The organism is Bradyrhizobium sp. SZCCHNRI1029 (assembly GCF_032487555.1).
In the GTDB taxonomy this organism is placed as follows: Bacteria; Pseudomonadota; Alphaproteobacteria; order Rhizobiales; family Xanthobacteraceae; genus Bradyrhizobium.
The window spans coordinates 433049-449820 of record NZ_JAUEUK010000006.1; the positions used below are offsets into that span (position 1 = coordinate 433049).

At 66.2% G+C, this 16772-nt stretch carries 16 protein-coding genes and 1 pseudogene; 7 read left to right on the forward strand and 10 right to left on the reverse strand.

Annotation, left to right across the window (positions count from 1 at the left end):
- The first annotated feature begins 75 nt into the window (after positions 1-75).
- The 3 genes from QW861_RS19770 to QW861_RS19780 all read left to right on the forward strand — a co-directional run bounded on the left by QW861_RS19770 (position 76) and on the right by QW861_RS19780 (position 2184).
- Complete coding sequence (locus tag QW861_RS19770) at positions 76-648, forward strand: glycosyl transferase (RefSeq protein WP_315717252.1); 573 nt, start codon at positions 76-78, stop codon at positions 646-648.
- Positions 649-712: 64 nt separating this feature from the next.
- The gene (locus QW861_RS19775; RefSeq protein WP_315750424.1) at positions 713-1642 is read left to right on the forward strand and encodes a helix-turn-helix domain-containing GNAT family N-acetyltransferase; all 930 of its coding nucleotides are present in this window, start codon (positions 713-715) and stop codon (positions 1640-1642) included.
- A gap of 119 nt (positions 1643-1761) precedes the next feature.
- On the forward strand, positions 1762-2184 hold the full coding sequence (locus QW861_RS19780) for a hypothetical protein (protein WP_315750423.1): 423 nt from the start codon (positions 1762-1764) through the stop codon (positions 2182-2184).
- A 40-nt stretch (positions 2185-2224) separates the two neighbouring features.
- Here the strand turns inward: QW861_RS19780 and moaB are convergent, their stop codons facing one another.
- A complete protein-coding gene (gene moaB / locus QW861_RS19785) occupies positions 2225-2788 on the reverse strand; it encodes a molybdenum cofactor biosynthesis protein B (protein WP_316193415.1) in 564 nt (187 codons plus the stop codon).
- A 9-nt stretch (positions 2789-2797) separates the two neighbouring features.
- Positions 2798-3718 (reverse strand): neutral zinc metallopeptidase, encoded by a 921-nt coding sequence (locus QW861_RS19790; protein ID WP_315717256.1) that lies wholly within the window; start codon positions 3716-3718, stop codon positions 2798-2800.
- Positions 3719-4102: 384 nt separating this feature from the next.
- Here QW861_RS19790 and QW861_RS19795 point away from each other — a divergent pair, with 384 nt between their 5' ends.
- Positions 4103-5236 (forward strand): site-specific DNA-methyltransferase, encoded by a 1134-nt coding sequence (locus QW861_RS19795; RefSeq protein ID WP_315717257.1) that lies wholly within the window; start codon positions 4103-4105, stop codon positions 5234-5236.
- A gap of 3 nt (positions 5237-5239) precedes the next feature.
- On the opposite strand, the gene QW861_RS19800 is transcribed toward QW861_RS19795, so the two are convergent.
- The 6 genes and pseudogenes from QW861_RS19800 to QW861_RS19825 form a co-directional block, all read right to left on the reverse strand.
- Positions 5240-6268, reverse strand: coding sequence for a hypothetical protein (locus QW861_RS19800; protein ID WP_316193416.1), 1029 nt, complete (start codon positions 6266-6268; stop codon positions 5240-5242).
- Between the two features lie 295 nt (positions 6269-6563).
- The gene (locus QW861_RS19805; RefSeq protein WP_316193417.1) at positions 6564-9095 is read right to left on the reverse strand and encodes an HWE histidine kinase domain-containing protein; all 2532 of its coding nucleotides are present in this window, start codon (positions 9093-9095) and stop codon (positions 6564-6566) included.
- Positions 9092-9685: a biliverdin-producing heme oxygenase gene (locus QW861_RS19810; RefSeq protein WP_315826973.1), complete on the reverse strand. Its 594-nt coding sequence runs from the start codon at positions 9683-9685 to the stop codon at positions 9092-9094. Before QW861_RS19810 ends, QW861_RS19805 begins: the two co-directional genes overlap by 4 nt.
- A 161-nt stretch (positions 9686-9846) precedes the next feature.
- On the reverse strand, positions 9847-10467 hold the full coding sequence (locus QW861_RS19815; protein WP_315750418.1) for a glutathione S-transferase family protein: 621 nt from the start codon (positions 10465-10467) through the stop codon (positions 9847-9849).
- Positions 10468-11483: 1016 nt separating this feature from the next.
- Positions 11484-11909: a nuclear transport factor 2 family protein gene (locus QW861_RS19820; protein WP_315750417.1), complete on the reverse strand. Its 426-nt coding sequence runs from the start codon at positions 11907-11909 to the stop codon at positions 11484-11486.
- A gap of 34 nt (positions 11910-11943) precedes the next feature.
- Positions 11944-12368: pseudogene (locus QW861_RS19825) on the reverse strand (nuclear transport factor 2 family protein).
- Between the two features lie 96 nt (positions 12369-12464).
- On the opposite strand from QW861_RS19825, the gene QW861_RS19830 reads away from it, so the two are divergent.
- Both QW861_RS19830 and QW861_RS19835 read left to right on the forward strand, forming a co-directional pair.
- Entirely contained in the window at positions 12465-13397 is a 933-nt protein-coding gene (locus QW861_RS19830) for a LysR family transcriptional regulator (RefSeq protein ID WP_315750415.1), read from the forward strand.
- A 428-nt stretch (positions 13398-13825) separates the two neighbouring features.
- Positions 13826-14095, forward strand: coding sequence for a DUF2798 domain-containing protein (locus tag QW861_RS19835; protein ID WP_315827130.1), 270 nt, complete (start codon positions 13826-13828; stop codon positions 14093-14095).
- Positions 14096-14474: 379 nt separating this feature from the next.
- Here QW861_RS19835 and QW861_RS19840 read toward each other — a convergent pair whose 3' ends face one another.
- A complete protein-coding gene (locus tag QW861_RS19840) occupies positions 14475-14897 on the reverse strand; it encodes a PaaI family thioesterase (RefSeq protein WP_315750414.1) in 423 nt (140 codons plus the stop codon).
- A gap of 67 nt (positions 14898-14964) precedes the next feature.
- Entirely contained in the window at positions 14965-16068 is a 1104-nt protein-coding gene (gene mutY / locus QW861_RS19845) for an A/G-specific adenine glycosylase (protein ID WP_316167461.1), read from the reverse strand.
- A gap of 125 nt (positions 16069-16193) precedes the next feature.
- Here mutY and QW861_RS19850 point away from each other — a divergent pair, with 125 nt between their 5' ends.
- Entirely contained in the window at positions 16194-16673 is a 480-nt protein-coding gene (locus QW861_RS19850; RefSeq protein WP_315717265.1) for a DUF721 domain-containing protein, read from the forward strand.
- Positions 16674-16772 lie beyond the last annotated feature (99 nt).

The window sequence follows — 16772 nt, forward strand, 5'->3', positions numbered from 1 at the left end:
CGCAGCGGGCTGATTTGGCTATGACAAGATGATAACAGTCATGCCGGAGGCGCGACAGATAGCGATGCCAGTTTCATGCTGAGCGTGATCATTCCGACCGAAGGTGTCGAGCAGACCGCCGTGGCCACCCTGTCCGCGCTGGTGCCGGGCGCCGCGGCCGGTGTCGTCACCGAGGTGCTGCTGGTCGATCGCTCGCCCGATTCCAGCGTGATCGAGCGGGTCGCGGACGTCGCCGGCTGCCACTTCATGAAGTTCGAGGGCTCCCAGGCCGCGGCCCTGGCTGCAGGGGCCGCCAGCGCGCGTGCGCCCTGGCTGATGTTTCTGCCCGCCGGCGCGATGCTCGATCCCGGCTGGATCGATGAAACCATGCAGTTCGTCCAGAGCGTCGCCACCACCGGCCGGCCGCGCGCTGGCGTCTTCCGCTATGCCCGATCTCCCTATGCCGCAATCAGCCTGCGCGACCGGCTGCGCGCGGTTGCGCGGGTCCTGGTCGGGCCGCTCGGCGACCAGGGTCTCCTGATCGCCAGGGATCACTACCGGCAGCTCGGCGGATACAAGCCCGACCACAAGCGCGCCGAAACGCGGCTGCTGCGTCAGCTCGGCCGTTCCTCGCGGACGATGCTGCGCAGCCGGATCGTGATGGTGTAGCGGCACGACAATACTTGCCAAAGTCAATCAATTGGTTGACAATGGCAAATATTGGAGGTGCCCCATGAATTCCGCCCCAGCCGACGGCCAGGTCGCCGCCATCCGCGCGTTCAACCGTTTCTACACGAGGAAGCTCGGCGCGCTGGACCAGCATCTGCTCGACAGTCCGTTTTCTCTGGCCGAGGCGCGTGTGCTCTATGAACTCGCACAGTACGACGCCATCTCGGCCAAGGAGATCGGTCTCTCGCTCGGCCTCGATGCCGGCTATCTCAGCCGCATCGTCCAGAGCTTCGACGAGCAGGGGCTGATCACCCGCACGCCTTTGCCAACCGATCGCAGGCAGCAGCAGCTCGGCCTGACCGCAAGAGGCCGGCAGGCCTATGCCAAGCTCGACCGCAGCTCGCAGAAGGAGATCGCGGCCATGCTGGCGCCGCTGGCGCCATCCGTGCGCGACCGGCTGGTCGGTGCAATGACGACGATCGAGACCGCCCTGGAGCCGCAGCAGCCGGGCCGCTCCCCAGTGCTGCTGCGCAGCCATCGCCCGGGCGACATCGGCTGGGTGGTTTCACGGCACGGCGCCGTCTACGCCGAGGAATATGGTTGGGACGTCTCGTTCGAGGCGTTGGTCGCCGAGATCGGCGCACAGTTCATCAGGAGCTACGACCCGGCGCGCGAGCACTGCTGGATCGCCGAGCTTGCGGGCGAGCCGGTCGGCTCGATCTTCCTGGTCAAGGGCAGCGACGAGGTCGCCAAGCTGCGGCTGCTGCTGGTCGAGAAGAAGGCCCGCGGTCTCGGCGTCGGCCGGGCCCTGACCGAACAATGCATCCGCTTCGCGCGCGAGAAGAACTACAGGACGATCGAGCTGTGGACGCAAAGTATTCTCACCGCCGCGCGCGACATCTATGCCCGCGCCGGGTTTCGCAAGATCGCCGAGGAGCCGCACGCCATGTTCGGCGTCCCGCTGACCGGCGAGACATGGCGGCTCGAGTTTTAGCCGGGCGGCTCGTGCAGCAACCGCCGGTAGGCCGAGATCACCGCCACAACAGGCTGCGCATGCCGATTGCGAAGTTCCCGCGCGCCGGTAGTATCCCGCCAAACGGGGCGGGAGCAGTGATGGAATCGATGGTGCGATCGAAGCTTGCGGCGCTTGTCGCGCTCGCAGGCCTGTTTGGGGTCGAGGCCGGGACGGCGGCTCGCGCCGCGCCCAAAGGGCGCGCAACGGTCGCGATTACGCGCACGACGGACTTCCTCTATCTGGCGGCACCAGCGGCGATCGAGATCAATGGCGCCAAGGTGGCGAGCCTTGGCCGCGGCGAGAGCTACAGCGGCCCGATTGCGCCCGGCGCCACCACGATCACCGTGTCGACATGGTCCTCGCCGGGCTCGTCGAACATTCGTTTCACCGCCGTGCCTGGCAAGACCTACCGGATGGTCGTGGGACCGCGCGGCCAGAATTTCGCGGCCAGCATGATGGGCGGCCTCATTGGCGCGGCCATCGAAGGCGGCGGCGCTTTCGAGATCGTACCCACGAAGTGAGACGCGCGATGGACGCGCGCCGCGTCGTCGTCCCGTGGCCCTATGCCGTCGCGCCCTGCGCCTTGGGCCGGCGCAGATGCTCGTCGAGCCGCGGCATGATCTCGACGAAGTTGCAGGGTCGCGTGCGGTAGTCGAGCTGGGCGGCGAGGATGCCGTCCCAGCCGTCACGGCAGGCCCCCGGTGATCCCGGCAGGCAGAAGATATAGGTCGCACCGGCGACGCCGGCCGTGGCCCGGCTCTGGATCGTCGACGTCCCGATCTTGGCGTGGCTCAGCATGTGGAAGGCGATCGAGAAGCCGTCCATGCGCTTCTCGAACAGCGGCTCGATCGCTTCCGGCGTGACGTCACGGCCGGTGAAGCCGGTGCCGCCGGTGGTGATGACGACATCGACGCCGGGATCGGCGGTCCACGACTTCACCACCGCGCGAATCTTCTCGACGTCGTCGGTGACGATCTCGCGCGCCGCGAGCCTATGGCCGGCAGCGGTCAGGCGGTCACTCAGGGTGGTACCGGACTTGTCGTCGGCAAGCGAACGCGTGTCGGACACCGTCAGCACGGCGATGTTGAGGGGAATGAAGCTCTTGCTCTCGTCGATCGCCATCATCGCGTCTCCCTACAGCGAACTGGCGCTGAACGTATTGCAGGCCTGCACCGTGCCCTGCTGGTAGCCGATCATGAACCAGCGTTTGCGCTGCGCGGCGGAGCCATGGGTGAACGAATCCGGCACCACGCGTCCGGTCGCCTTCCGCTGCAAGGTGTCGTCGCCGATCGCCGAGGCCGTCGTCAGCGCGGCGTCGATGTCGCCCTCCTCGAGGAAGCCCGGACGCTTCTTGGCCTCGCGATTGACCCAGACCCCCGACAGGCAGTCGGCCTGCAGTTCGACCTTGACCTGCAGCGCGTTGGCTTCGGCCTTGTTGTCCGACTGCTGCTGCATCCGCGTCACGCGCGGCAGGATGCCGAGCAGGTTCTGGATGTGGTGCCCGGCCTCGTGCGCAATGATGTAGGCCGCGGTGAACTTGCAGGCGCTGCCCGAGCAGCCCCGGAAGCGCGTCTCGACCTCGCGGAAGAAGTTGGTGTCGAGGAAGATCTGCCGGTCCGGCGGACAGTAGAACGGCCCCATCGCCGACTGCGCCATGCCGCAGCGGCCGCCATTGGTGCTGTTGCGAAACAGCACGATCTTGGGCCCGGTGTAATTCTGGCCGCTGGCCTGGAAGATCTCGCTCCAGCGGTCGTCGATCTCGCCGAGCACGCCGGCGATCATGTCGCCCATCTCGTCCTTCGGCGCGCCGGTCTTGCCGGGCGAGCGCCGATCGGCCTGCTGGGTCGGTGCGCCGCCGTGGCTGAGCATCTCAGCGCCGCCGATCAGGATGCGCGGATCGATGCCGAAGGCGTAGCCGATCAGGCCGAGCACGATGATGGTGCCGATACCCAGCCCGCCGCCGCCGATCGGCAGACCCATACCGCCGCCCATCCCGCCGCCTTCGTCGCGACGGTCGTCGATGTCGTCGCTGCGACGGAAATCATCGTAACGCATGGGCGGCCTTTCCTCACGATTCTTGCGCGGCTCTGCGCGAAATGCCTAACGCGGCAAACAGGTAAAATTTCCACTGTGTTAATCAATAACCCGGCCGGCAAATTTTGCCTAGCGCCGCCGAAAAAACTGGGCCGCGCCGAACCTCGATCGGCTGCACTCGCGCGCGACCGGCGCGAAAAACCCATCGCAATCGGCGTCTTGCGCAGAGACCATCGTGTATCGACGAACGGAATTCGTCGCCGGTGCGCGTGATGAATGCGTGCGCATCGATGCGAATAATTTTCCGGGTTAAGTCCATTTTTACTTTGCCGGGTCAATGTGTGGGCAGTCGGTTGTTAGGTCCCGCGTCGCCGACAGCGTCGCCTGAGTCAGAGTTCTTGAGTCATGGTAGAGTCGCGTCGCGGGGCGTCTGCAAGGGCGCCCCGCACTAAATTTCAGACCCTCGAAGAGCAACGAATCATCGTCGGCGACTGCGTCGCCGAGATGTCGAAACTGCCAGGCGCATCGGTCGACCTGGTGTTTGCAGATCCTCCGTACAATCTGCAGCTCAAGGGTGAGCTCAAGCGTCCCGACGAATCGCAGGTCGATGCGGTCGACGACGATTGGGACAAGTTCTCCTCGTTCTCCGCCTATGACGACTTCACGCGCGCCTGGCTGCTCGCCGCGCGCCGCCTGATGAAGCCGAGCGCGACGATCTGGGTGATCGGCTCCTATCACAACATCTTCCGCGTCGGCGCGATCATGCAGGATCTCGGCTTCTGGATCCTCAACGACATCGTCTGGCGCAAGTCCAACCCGATGCCGAACTTCCGCGGCCGCCGCTTCACCAACGCGCACGAGACCATGATCTGGGCCGCGCGGGACGAGAAGGCGAAGGGCTACACGTTCAACTACGAAGTGCTGAAGGCCGCCAACGAGGACGTCCAGGCGCGCTCGGACTGGCTGATTCCGCTGTGCACGGGCGAGGAACGGCTGAAGGACGGCGACGGCAAGAAGATCCATCCGACGCAGAAGCCGGAAGGCCTGCTGGCGCGGGTGCTGCTGTCATCCTCGAAACCCGGCGATCTGGTGATCGATCCGTTCAACGGCACCGGCACGACCGGAGCCGTGGCAAAACGCCTCGGCCGCCGCTACATCGGCTTCGAGCGCGACAAGGTCTATGCGAAGGCGGCAGAGCGGCGCATCGCCGCGGTCGAGCCGCTGCCGGAGGCAACGCTCGCACCGTTCATGACGGCGCGCGAAGCGCCGCGCGTCGCCTTCTCGGAGCTGATCGAACGCGGCATGATCGCGCCCGGCACCAAGCTCGTCGACTCCAAGCGCCGCCACGGCGCACTGGTGCGCGCCGATGGGGCCATCATGCTGGGTGACAAGGTCGGCTCGATCCACCGCATCGGCGCGGTGGCGCAAGGCCTGCCGGCCTGTAACGGCTGGACCTTCTGGCATGTCGAGACCAAGGGCGGCCTCAGGCTGATCGACGAATTGCGCGCCGAGATCCGCTCCGAGATGTCCGCCGCCTGACGCTCAGGAATTCCGGCGTTCCTGTCCGGAATAGCGCGCCAGCAGGTCTTCGACCTCGTACTGCTCATCGTAGCGAGCGTCGTCGCGCGGCACGACCGAGACCTGCGCTGTCGACTGCGACGATTTACCCCTGCGTCCCGCCAGGGCCGGATAGTAGCTGTCCACCGGCGGCAGGTGCATGCGATCGAGCTCGGGCTCCGTCGGCCAACGCGTGACGCGCCGGGCGGCCACCGGCTCGATGCGAAGCTGCCGCCTGCTCCGGGCGCGCGCAAACAGCACGCTGATCGAGAAGCCCGCGATCGCGACTGCGCCCAGGAAAGCAAACATCCGCGTCTTGGACGCATCATCCCCGGACATGCCGATCGTCACGGCCGGCGACGCATCCGCAGCGGCCAGCGCCGGCGTCGCGGGAGCAGCCGCTTCCGCGGCGCTGGTGTCGCTGGCGGCCGCGAGCGTGTAGGAGGACGCGCGGGGCGCGGCGGGCTGCGCCGCTGCCTGCAGCGTGCCGGACTGGTCGGGCCAACGCGTCGCAACAGCAGATTCGTTCACAGCCGCGCCGACCGGGTCGGGCGCAGCCGCCGCCGGCGCTGACGCCACGGGCGCCGGCGCGACGACCGGTGCAGGCGCGGCCGGAAATGCAGCAGCCGACGGAAAGGCAGACGTCGCCGCCACGGTCGGTGTCGAGGACACGACCTTCACCTCATCGGCGGCGTCCTTGGACGACGATTGGATCTCGGCACGTGCATTTGCCGCGGTCGACGAGAGCTGAGCCCGTTCCTTCTGCGAGGCGAGCTTGCGCGTGACCAGCGACGCGCCCTTCGCTTCGCGATCGTCGTCGCGCAGATACCAGCACTGCTTCTTGGTCGCGCGATCGATGCGATAGAACCAGTGCTTCCCCGCCGGCGTCCCCGCAGGCTTTGCAAGGCATTCGTCTGCAGCCGATGCCGGTGTAAACTCGATTGTCGTCGCAGCCGCTCCCGCCAGCACGGCGACAGCAACGCACGGCAACAAACTCGTCGTTCGATTCGTCATCAGACCTCCGACGATTCAACGCGCCCCCGCTGCGCCGTTTCGGCGATGACTTCGTTCGGAATAAGGCTGCGGAGGTTCCATTTGTCGAAACAATGTTAGAACAGCGGTGTCCTTTGGATGCGTTCTAATATTTTTGGGCTGTTTTGTCGCAGCAACAGTGGGAATAGTCGATGATCTGTCTCCCGTCGTGCGTTGTCGCGCTCATGTGCAACACGCGGATGTGAGAAAACCCAAGACTGCAATCATAAATGCCAATCACCGCGACGCGCAAAGCCGACCTTGATGCGCGTGCGACTCATTTGATCTTCGTCAATGCCTTCTCGACGACTTCGCGCGTGTACGGCTTCTGAATCACCGGCATGTCGGACAGCTCCGCCGGAATCGGCGCACGCTCGCCATAGCCGGTCGCGAACAAGAAGGGCACACCGAGTTCCTTCAGCCGGTGCCCGACAGGCAGGCTGCTTTCCGCGCCGAGGTTGATGTCGAGCAGTGCGAAGCTCGGCACCGCGCGCTCGATCGACTTCAGCGCCTGACTGACCGACGCCGCGGTGTCGATGTGCCGCGCTCCCAGCTCGAGCAGAATCACTTCGGCGCCCATCGCGATGATCAGATTGTCCTCGACGATCAGCACCGTACCGGACAGGCGCGGCGTGTCCTCTTCCTTGCGCTGGTGCCTGGAGGGTGCCCCCGTCATCGCCGGCACCATCTGGACGAAATTGGCAGGGATCACGAAGCGCGCCTGCACGCCGAGCAGGTCGAAGCGGATCTCGGCGTCGCCCTTGAGGTCGAACGGCACCGAACGCTCGATGATGGTGGTGCCGAAGCCGCGCCGCGACGGCGGCTGCACCGGCGGCCCGCCGCTCTCCTTCCAGTCGATGACCAGGCTCGCCCCGGGATCGAGCCGCCAGATCACCTGCACCTGCCCTGTGGAGTCGGCGAGCGCGCCGTATTTCGCTGAGTTGGTCATCATCTCGTGCACGACGAGCGCGAGCGTTGCGAACGCCTTGGGGTCGAGCGCGACCTCTGGACCTTCCATGCGCACCCGTCCGGCCCTTGAGCCGAGATAGGCGCCAGCCTCCGATTCGAGCAGATGGCGGAGCGCGACGGGGGCCCAATTCAGGTTGGTGATCTGGTCGTGCGCCCGCGCCAACGCCTGGATGCGGCCGCCGAGCACGGACGCGAACTCCTCCACCGAGGTCGCCGTGTCCTTGCTCTGCGCGACGAGGCCACGCACGAGACTGAGGATGTTGCGGACGCGATGATTGAGCTCGGCGATCATCAGCTCCTGCCGCTCCTGCGCGCCGCGGCGCTCGCGCGCGGCGAGCTCGGAGAGTTGCAGGATCACTTCGAGCAGCGTGACGCGCAGGCTCTCGGCGATGCGCAAATCCGCCGCCGTCCACGGCTTCGACTGGCCGGCCACCGTCTGCTGCCACAGCTCGAAGCTCTTGCGCGGCGTCAGGCGGGAACCGTTCGGGCCCTCGGCATAGCTCTTATTCGGATCGCCCGCCCAGTTGACCGCGCGCAGCACCTCGCGGCGGAAGAAGATCAGGCAGTCGCGCGGCGTGCGCGAGATCGGAATGGCGAGGAAGCCGGCGGCGCGATCGCGAAATGCCTCGCCCGCCGCGTAGACCTTGGCAATCTCGGCGCTGGCGCAGATGCGGCCGGGGGAGGTCCGGTTGATGAAGCCGATGAGGTCCTGCACCTCCTCTTCGGTCGGCGTCTCGCCGTCGAGCGTGATCTCGTCATCGGACCACACGGCGATGCCGTCGCACTCGATCATCTGGCGATAGTCGGCGACGAACTCCAGGATCGCGCGCTTGCTGTGGGCCTGCGCGGCCGCGCGCTCGATCAGCCGCTCCTGGATCTGATGCGCGCGCGTCTCGTAGGCGATGTCGGTCTCGCGCTCGCGCGCCTCGAGCAGCCAGGAGTACATCTGACCGAACAGCTCGGCCGCAGTGCGCTTCTCGAACGACAGGTGATGCGGCGCATAATGATGGCAGGCGAACAGGCCCCACAGTTTGCCTTCGCGCAGAATCGAGACCGACATCGACGCGGCGACGCCCATGTTGCGGAGATACTCGATGTGAATGGGGGAGACCGCGCGCAGCACGCTCATCGACAGGTCGAGCAGTCCGGCATTGTGCGTCGGCGTCGACAGCAGCGGCGCCGGCGCCGCGTTGATGTCGGCGATGATCCGCAGCCAGTTGCGCTGATAGAGCTGCCGCGCCTGCTTGGGAATGTCCGAGGCCGGATAATGCAGCCCGAGGAACGGCTCCAGGCCGGAGCCCGCGACCTCGGCGATCACCTCACCCGAGCCGTCGGGATGAAACCGATACACCATCACCCGATCGAAGCCGGTCAGCAGCTTGAGCTGGCGCGCCGCCTCCTGCGCCAGGTCCATCATCCCCGCCGTCTTGCGGATGCGGCCGAGCATCAACCGCACCAGCTCGCCGGAATTGACGCCGGGCTCGATCAGACTGGGCTCGGCCTCGACGACGAGATACGCACCGGAAAAGTGGATGGCGAGATCGAAAAGCTTGCCACGGCCCTGCAGATCGACGCCGAACACGCGCTCGACCGCATCGGGGCCGCTGAGATAGTCGACCCTGGCGCGGATCGCGGCCGCGGCCGCCTCCGAGAGCACGGCGTCGAGCGGCCGCTGCAGCAGCCAGCCGATATCGCCGCCGAGAAAATCCGGCGCGTTCTCCGAGGCCATGCATATGGTGAAGTCCGACACCAGCGCCAGCAGGAAGCCAAACGGCTGAACCGTCCCGGGAACATGGATAGGCTCGCGATCGCAATTGGTGAGGTTGACCGGCTCGTTCATGCTGCTGCCATCGCCTTCGCAAACATCGCGAACGCTTCGCGTGCACTCACGATCATCCTGACTTCCTCGTCGGCCGTCGTCCGCGCCTGCGCGAGTTGCGACAGGAAGCTGCTCCACAAGCCCTGCCGCGCGCCATGGCCGAGATAGCGCGTCGCGCGTCTCACCCGCGGATCGGCGGAGGCCGCGACCATGCGCAGCAGATAGGCTGCGCCGAGCCGAGATCCCTCGAGTACGTAGAGCGTGCCGAATACGCCCGCACGGTCGAGCGAGAGTGCGGGAAGGTCCATCGGAATCGGCACGGCACCGAAATCCGCGAGATCGCTGGCGATCGCCTGCGATCGTCGGCGCTGCGGCCAGTCCTCGATCAGATCATCCACCCCGGCCTGATCGAGCGCCGCCTCCAACGGCAGCAGCGCGGCTGCGCTGGCCTGCAGGAACCGGCGATAATGAGCCGTCGTGGTGAGATCGAAATGAACGAGCCCCTCATCCAGCGCGCGGTGCGCCGAGGCCGTCGCCGCCTTCAGTCTCTCGCGGATGCTCTCGGTGCCGGTCACGCGCAAACGGTCATCTGAAACGGCAGCCGGCAACATCAAGGGGTCCCAGAAAAGGAGATCGGTCGCAGGCGCGCCACGGCTTCCTGCAACGTCGATGGCCGGATTTGGGTTCCAGCTTCGCGCGGCTATTTTTTCCGCTCTCCCGATGCGCCATGCTGGCGGGCGCTGTTCCGACGCCATGGCCTCGAGGATGGCCGTCAGCCCGCCAGCTCGGCCAGCGCCTTCTTGACGGCCGGCCGCCCGGACATGCGGCCAAAATGGTCGGCGACCTTCGGGAAGGCGTTGATGTCGACGCCGTCGCCTTCGAGCCATTGCGCGATCGTGAAAAGATAGGGATCGCAGATCGTGTACTGCTCGCCCATCACCCACGGGCCGCGCAGCATCTTCTGCTCGATCAGCGCGAAGCAGGCGCCCATCGTCTCCGGCACCTTCTTCTTCATGTCGGCGAAGGAGGACTCTTCGGTGGCCCAGCGATAGCCCCGCATCTTGTGCGCGTGGGCGATGTGGACCGTCGAGCAGAGATAGCTGTTGAAGGACTGCACCTCGGCAAAGGCGAAGACGTCGTCGAGCGGCGCAAGCCGCGCTTCCGGAAAGCGCTGCGCGATATAGGCGAGCATCGCCGGCGTCTCGGTCAGGACGCCCTGCTCCGTCACCAGCGCCGGCACGCGCCCCTTGGGATTGATCGCGAGATAGTCCGGGCTGTTCTGCTGGTTGGTCTTGAAGCTGAGCTTCTCGGCGACGTAGTCGGCGCCGGTCTCGGCCAGCGCGATGTGTGAAGCGAGCGCGCAGGTGCCCGGCGCGACATAGAGCTTGAGCATGGTGATCCCTGACAGATGATATCCGACCCTATCTGCACCGGTCCGGACCGTCCACCCCTGGCCGCCCGCGTGCGCCGTCATGGGCGATCTGCATTCTGCGGGCCGCGTGCTCGACCCGCGCGGATCCGGACACGACCCATGCCGATCGATGGCGATGCGACGACAGACATCCCGATGAAGGACATGAGCTCACCCTCTCGCGGCGCGCCGCGCCCGAGGTGTTGCCGAGAAGGACCCTCGCAAATGAGGAGGGCGCAGGGAATGCCGGGCGCTGGCCGCAACCCATGGCCCGCCTGCAGAAAGATAAGCAGGCGGCAGTCACCACAGGTCCAGCCGGTCATCCGGCATTCCCTGCGCGATGGGCTTTACGTCTTATACGTGATCTCCCTGGTGCGCCGGGCTTTCTGGCCACCATCCCCACGCGAAGCGAAGCCTCGTCGCGAGTTGACATCAGCATCGGGATGCCAGGACCACACGATTTCGACGTCCGCGAAAGACCTCGCACCCGCGCCACGCCGGCAAGCCGCCGCAGCTCTGCACGAGGCCGGTCGACGTCGCTCGTCCTGACGACGCCGTCGCAGCCACCGCATCCCGCCCCGCGTGTCGTGACGACGCGTACGCCCCTCCTGCCGGGACGGAACGGCGTGGATAAGACATCTGATTTGGGGGTGGAGTCAAGCAATATTCTGAAAAACGGAAGCTGCAATTCGGAACGAAACCGGACGACAGATCGGGATGACGACCACGGTCGGCGCATTCTGCATGCCGAATGCGATCAGCACCGACCTGCACGACGCATCCGTCTCGTCGGTACTGCTCGCTACGCAAGTTTTTATGCACTGAAGATCATCTAGCCGGCCTTCGCAAGCGAGAAGGCCGTGGAGCTAAAGTGAATTCGTAATCATCGAATCACTTTCGACCACGAGGAGGCGAGGATGATGTACAGCGGGATTGATCTGCATTCCAACAACAGCGTTATCGCGATCATCGACGATGCCGATAGTCGCGTAATCGTCTCATGCCGTCGGCGCCGGCGGACCGAGCGCGGTCTCGATCAGCAGCGTGTCGCAATATTCGATCCATTCTACGATGCGGCCGTTCTCCAGGCGAAGGACGTTGCAATAGCTGTTGTTGTAAACCTTGCCGTCGCTCGTCGTATTGCGGCCACGCGCCTCGACCACGACGCGGTCAGCCTCGGCCGTCAGCCGGATCGGGATGGTGGTGATGCGGCCGAGCCGCGCCCGCAGCGGCGCGAACAACTCGGCGAGAACGACCGCCTTGCCGTCATAGCTGCGCGACCAGGATCCGCTGCCCATGATGACGAAGCGGAAATCATCCGCAAGATGCGCGAGCAGCGGCTGCGCATTGCTCTTCGCCAGCTCGTCGAACACATGCTGCACGATCCGCTTGTTGTCATGACCCGTGGCTTCTACGGCGCTCATCGGCAAACTCTCCTTGAATTCGGTCATTGTCGCATCAACCGGTCTGCTTGAGCGCAGCCGGAAACGGTCCCAGCACCGCTTCCGTCAGCGCCGAGTCGCAATATTCGCGGATCTCGACGATGCGCCCCTCGTGCAGCCGAAAGATCAGGCAGTAGTCGTTGTTGTAAGGGCGCCCGGATCTAGTGCGCATCTCGCCCTTGCCCTCGATCACGACGAGGTCGTCCTCCGCCATGAAACGCAGCGGAACGGTGCGGCGTCCCTCCGCCAGCAGGCTGTTGAGATGGCCATGGAGATTGCGCAGCAGCGCGTCCTTGCCCTGATCGTCTGCGACCACGAATATTGTCCCGTGATCACCATCGTAACGTCGTCGGCAATGGCCGCGACATAGGCCGCGCGGTCGCCGGCGGCGGCCTTGGTGAGCAGCTCTTGCATCAATCGCTTGTTGGCGCTGGCGGTCATGACATCTGTCTCCCGATCTCCTCTGCGACAGGGCGAAGCATGACGGGTGGCGGCGCATTCTTCCAATCGATATCGGATATGATATCAATTCGTCCTATGAATTTGGCCGCACTCGATCTCAATCTGCTGGTGGCGCTCGACGCGCTGCTCCGCGAGAGCAGCGTCAGCCGGGCTGCGCTGCGGATCGGACTGTCCCAGCCGGCCACCAGCCACGCGCTGCAGCGGCTGCGCGACTTGCTCGGCGATCCCCTCCTGGTCCGCACCGGCGCGCGGATGGAGCTGACCCCGCGCGCCCTTGCGCTGCAGGCCCCGCTCGCCCAGGCGCTGGATCAGGTGCGCGGCCTGTTCACGCCCGACGCGTTCGACGCTGCACGGAGCGAACGCCAATTTCGCCTGATGATGCCTGATCTCGCGGTCGAGCTGCTGATGCCGTCGTTGATGGCCAAGGTGACGCGCGCCGCGCCCAACCTCCGCATCGACGTCGTGCCTTGGCGAGGCCCTGCGATCTTCCACGCCGAGTTCGCCCGCACCATCGACATGGTGATCTCGATCGGCAACGCCTTCAAGGGCTTCCATCGCCAGTTGCTCTACACCGACAGCGATGCGCTGGCGGTGCGGCGCGGTCATCCGGCCGGCAGGCGACTGAACCGGCGAGACGCCTTCCTGGCCGCCCGGCATGTCGCGGTGGTGCTGCGCGGCCAGAGCGAGGACCTGATCGACGGCTGGCTGCGCAGCAAGGGCTGGGAGCGGCGGATCGCGCTGGTCGTGCCGAGCTACATCGAGGCGCTGCATGTCGCCGCGCGCACAGATCTCGTCGCCTTCGTGCCGCGCCGCCTGATCGCGGCGCTGGCGCAGGCCTTGTCGCTGTCGACCGTCGCGCCGCCGCTCGATCCTGGCATCGACGAACAATACATGTTCTATCCGACCAGGGCGCAGGTCGAGCCGGGGTCGATCTGGCTGCGCACGCTGATGCTGGAAACGGGCCGCGAACTCGGCGGCGCGCCAGGACGTCCGACGAAACCGACGTGAGCATCCGGCGCCCGCGCGTCGTGCTCTGTCAGGCCGCCAACAGCAAAATGCGTTGATACAGTTGAGGTCGCTCAGGGTGGGCAAAGCAGCCGCCCGGCAGGGCGGCAGCGTGCCCACCGCGGTGCTGCGCACTCCGAGTCAGATGGTGGGCACGGCGCGGGATCGAGCGCAGTCCATGGTGAGTACGGTGATGCGCGCCTTTGCCCACCCTCCCCTCCAAACCGGCTAGCGCAGCAGCGGCATGAATTCCGGCTCGTTCAGTTTTTTTGGCTGGCGTCCGCCTTGTTGTCAGGCTATCAGACGCCTGCTGCGCTGATGCGCACCGTAAGCGTCTCACGTCAGGCAACGCATTCAACGGATCGGCTCGATCCGGAGGAATGCAGGACGCGTTGCCCGTGATCGACCGATCGAATTCCGGAACTGCCATCATGAAACCATCTGGTGAACGGCGCGCGCGCAGAAAACTGCCGGCGCGCTATTCGGCCGTCGTCATGCCATTGACACTCTCAGTGCTGATGACGTTCGTCGTGTCGGCGATCGCCACGCTGAGGAGCCTTGGACCGACACAGGCGTTCATCGAGACCTGGCCCGCAGCGTGGGCCATCTCCTGGCTCGTCGCGTTCCCCACGTTGCTCGCTGTCCTGCCGCTGGTGCGGCGGATCGTGGCGCTGGTGGTGGAGACGCCCAAGCCGAATTAACGAGCCGAATTGATCGGAGCAAGCGGGGCCGCCGAACTGCGGCCCCGTTTTACGCCCCGCCCCCGCGCAAGGGATGAACTGATCGCAAGCCTCGGGCATGATGTGCCGCGCGAACGCGGACGCGTCCCGGTCTCTGTTGCTCGTTCAAGCCGCTGGTTGAGCCGTGAATCCGCCTCGTCCACCGCTGTCGTCCCGGACAAGCCCCGCCGCCGTCGTGATGGGAAAAATGCCAATGACCCCTGTGCATCAAACCACTGCCTGTGGGTATGGGCCCCGGCTCAAGGCCGGGACGACGGCGGAGCGCGTGGATACAGTTCTCGTAGAAGCAACACATAGCGGAACGTCCGGCCCGCCCCGTGGTCTGAGCTTGAGGGTCGCATTATTTGGCGAGCGCCTTAGCCGCCTCCACCAGCCGCGCACTTGCGCTCGCGGTTGCGATCAGGGCGCCGTCGCCGTTGGTAAGACGTCCCTCGATGAAGGCGATGGTCTTGCCGAGTTGAAGCACGCGCGCCTCGCCCACGATCGGCCCGGGCTGCGCCGGCGCAAGATAGTTGACGGTCATGCTCACCGTCGTCGTGTAGAGCCGACCTTCGGTCCTGATAAAGACGGCGGGCCCCATCGTGTCGTCCAACATCGATGCAAGCAGGCCGCCCTGGATGAAGCCGGCGGGATTGCAGAACTCCTGCTTGCCGTCGAAGCCGATCTTAATCCACCCGTCGGCCGGGTTGGCGTCCAGCAACCGCCATCCGAGCAGTTTTGCGCAGGGTGGCGGGGTCAGCGTATCGAGTGCGGTTGCGACCATGGGCGTCTCCTCTATGCGCCCGTTCTAGCTCCGCACTGCTGCCAGCCTCGTGTCAGCAGCGGCGAGATCAATCCCCCAGCCCATGCGCCACGACCTTGCGCATCACGTTGGGCAGCGCCTCGCCGTCCAGCGTCGCGACCGGGACCCAGCGCATGCCGTCCGGTGCGCGTGTCCGCGCCGGGACCCGCGCGGTATAGACCACGAGCTCCAGCGGGAAATGCGTGAAGACGTGGGTGACGACGCCGAGCCTGCGGTGCCAGCGTTTCACGCCGGCCAGCTCCGGCGCTTGGGCGAGCGCGTCGGCATCGTCCTGGCCAGCGAGCCATTCCGAGCCGGGAACCTCGGTCATGCCGCCGAGCAGGCCCTTTGCGGGGCGGGAGCGCACCAGCAGCTCGTCGCCTCGGATGACGACGAAGGCGGCGCCGCGACGGAGCGTGCCGGTCTTCTTGGCGGCCTTGCGCGGGAACGTCTCCTGGTCGCCGCGCTCGCGTGCGGCGCAGTCCTCGCTCAAGGGACACAGCGCGCAGGCCGGCTTCTTCGGCGTGCAGATGGTGGCGCCGAGATCCATCAGCGCCTGCGCGCTGTCGCCGGCGCGCGACGGCCCGAGCAGCGTCGCCGCCAGCGCCTGGATCTGCGGCTTGGCCTGCGGCAACGCCTCCTCCACCACGAACAGCCGCGAGACGACGCGCTCGATGTTGCCGTCGACCGGCATGGTCAGCCGATCGAACGCGATCGCGGCAATGGCCGCCGCGGTGTACGGACCGATGCCGGGCAGCGCGCGCAGCCCCTCCTCGGTGTCCGGGAACACGCCGCCATGCTCGCGCAGCACCGTGACGGCACAGGCATGCAGGTTGCGCGCCCGCGAATAATAGCCGAGGCCGGCCCACATCCGGAGCACGTCGTCGAGCTCGGCGCTGCCGAGCGCGGAGACATCCGGCCAGCGCGCCAAAAACTTCTCGAAATACGGCCCGACCGCCTTCACCGTGGTCTGCTGCAACATGATCTCCGACAGCCAGACGCGATAGGGATCGGAGCGCTGCCCGGCCGGCGCGCGCCACGGCAGCCGCCGGCGGTGGCGGTCGTACCAGGCGAGCAGTTGTGCGGGGCGCTCGGCGGAGCCGCGATTCTCTGGTCGGCTCTTGCGCTTGGAAGGAAGGGCTGATGACACCATTGGCTTAATCTAGTACGTCAGGAGCCATCGTCGCCCGCTGGACCGCCGTCTCGTCTGCGGCATCCACGGCTTTCTTCGAGCCCCGGCGGCTCGGACGGGCGGCAGACCACGAGAAGCCTGCATCGATGGCAAAGCCCGGCCGCCTCACCGCAAAACCGCTGTCGCTCATGATGGGCGACGTGCTGACGGCCGCCTATGCCAAGCAGGGCTTTGCCGCCCGCGAGCTGGTCACGCGCTGGCCGGAGATCGCGGGGCGCGAGATCGCCGAGCACGCCCAGCCGCTGAAGATGCAATGGCCGCGGCCGGTCGAGGGCCAGCCGCAGGAGCCGGCGACCTTGATCCTGCGCGTCGAGGGGCCGATGGCGCTGGAGATCCAGCATTCGTCGGACGTGATCCTGGAGCGGGTCAACCGCTTCTTCGGCTGGCACGCGGTCGGCAAGCTGGCGCTGCGCCAGGGGCCGCTGTTGCGCCCCCCGGTGAAGCGCCGCCCGGTGCCGCCCGATCCGAAGACGGTCGCGAAGGTCGCGCAGACCCTGACCGCGATCGAGGACGACGCCCTGCGCGACGCGCTGGCCCGCCTGGGCGCCGCCATCAAGCGAAATTGACGCTGACGCTTTGATCCCCATTTGCGGCCCGGCATTGCCTCCGGGTGGGTTTCAAGCTAGCGAAAAGCCGAGTTACGAGCGTTTCAGGCGCGAGATGCG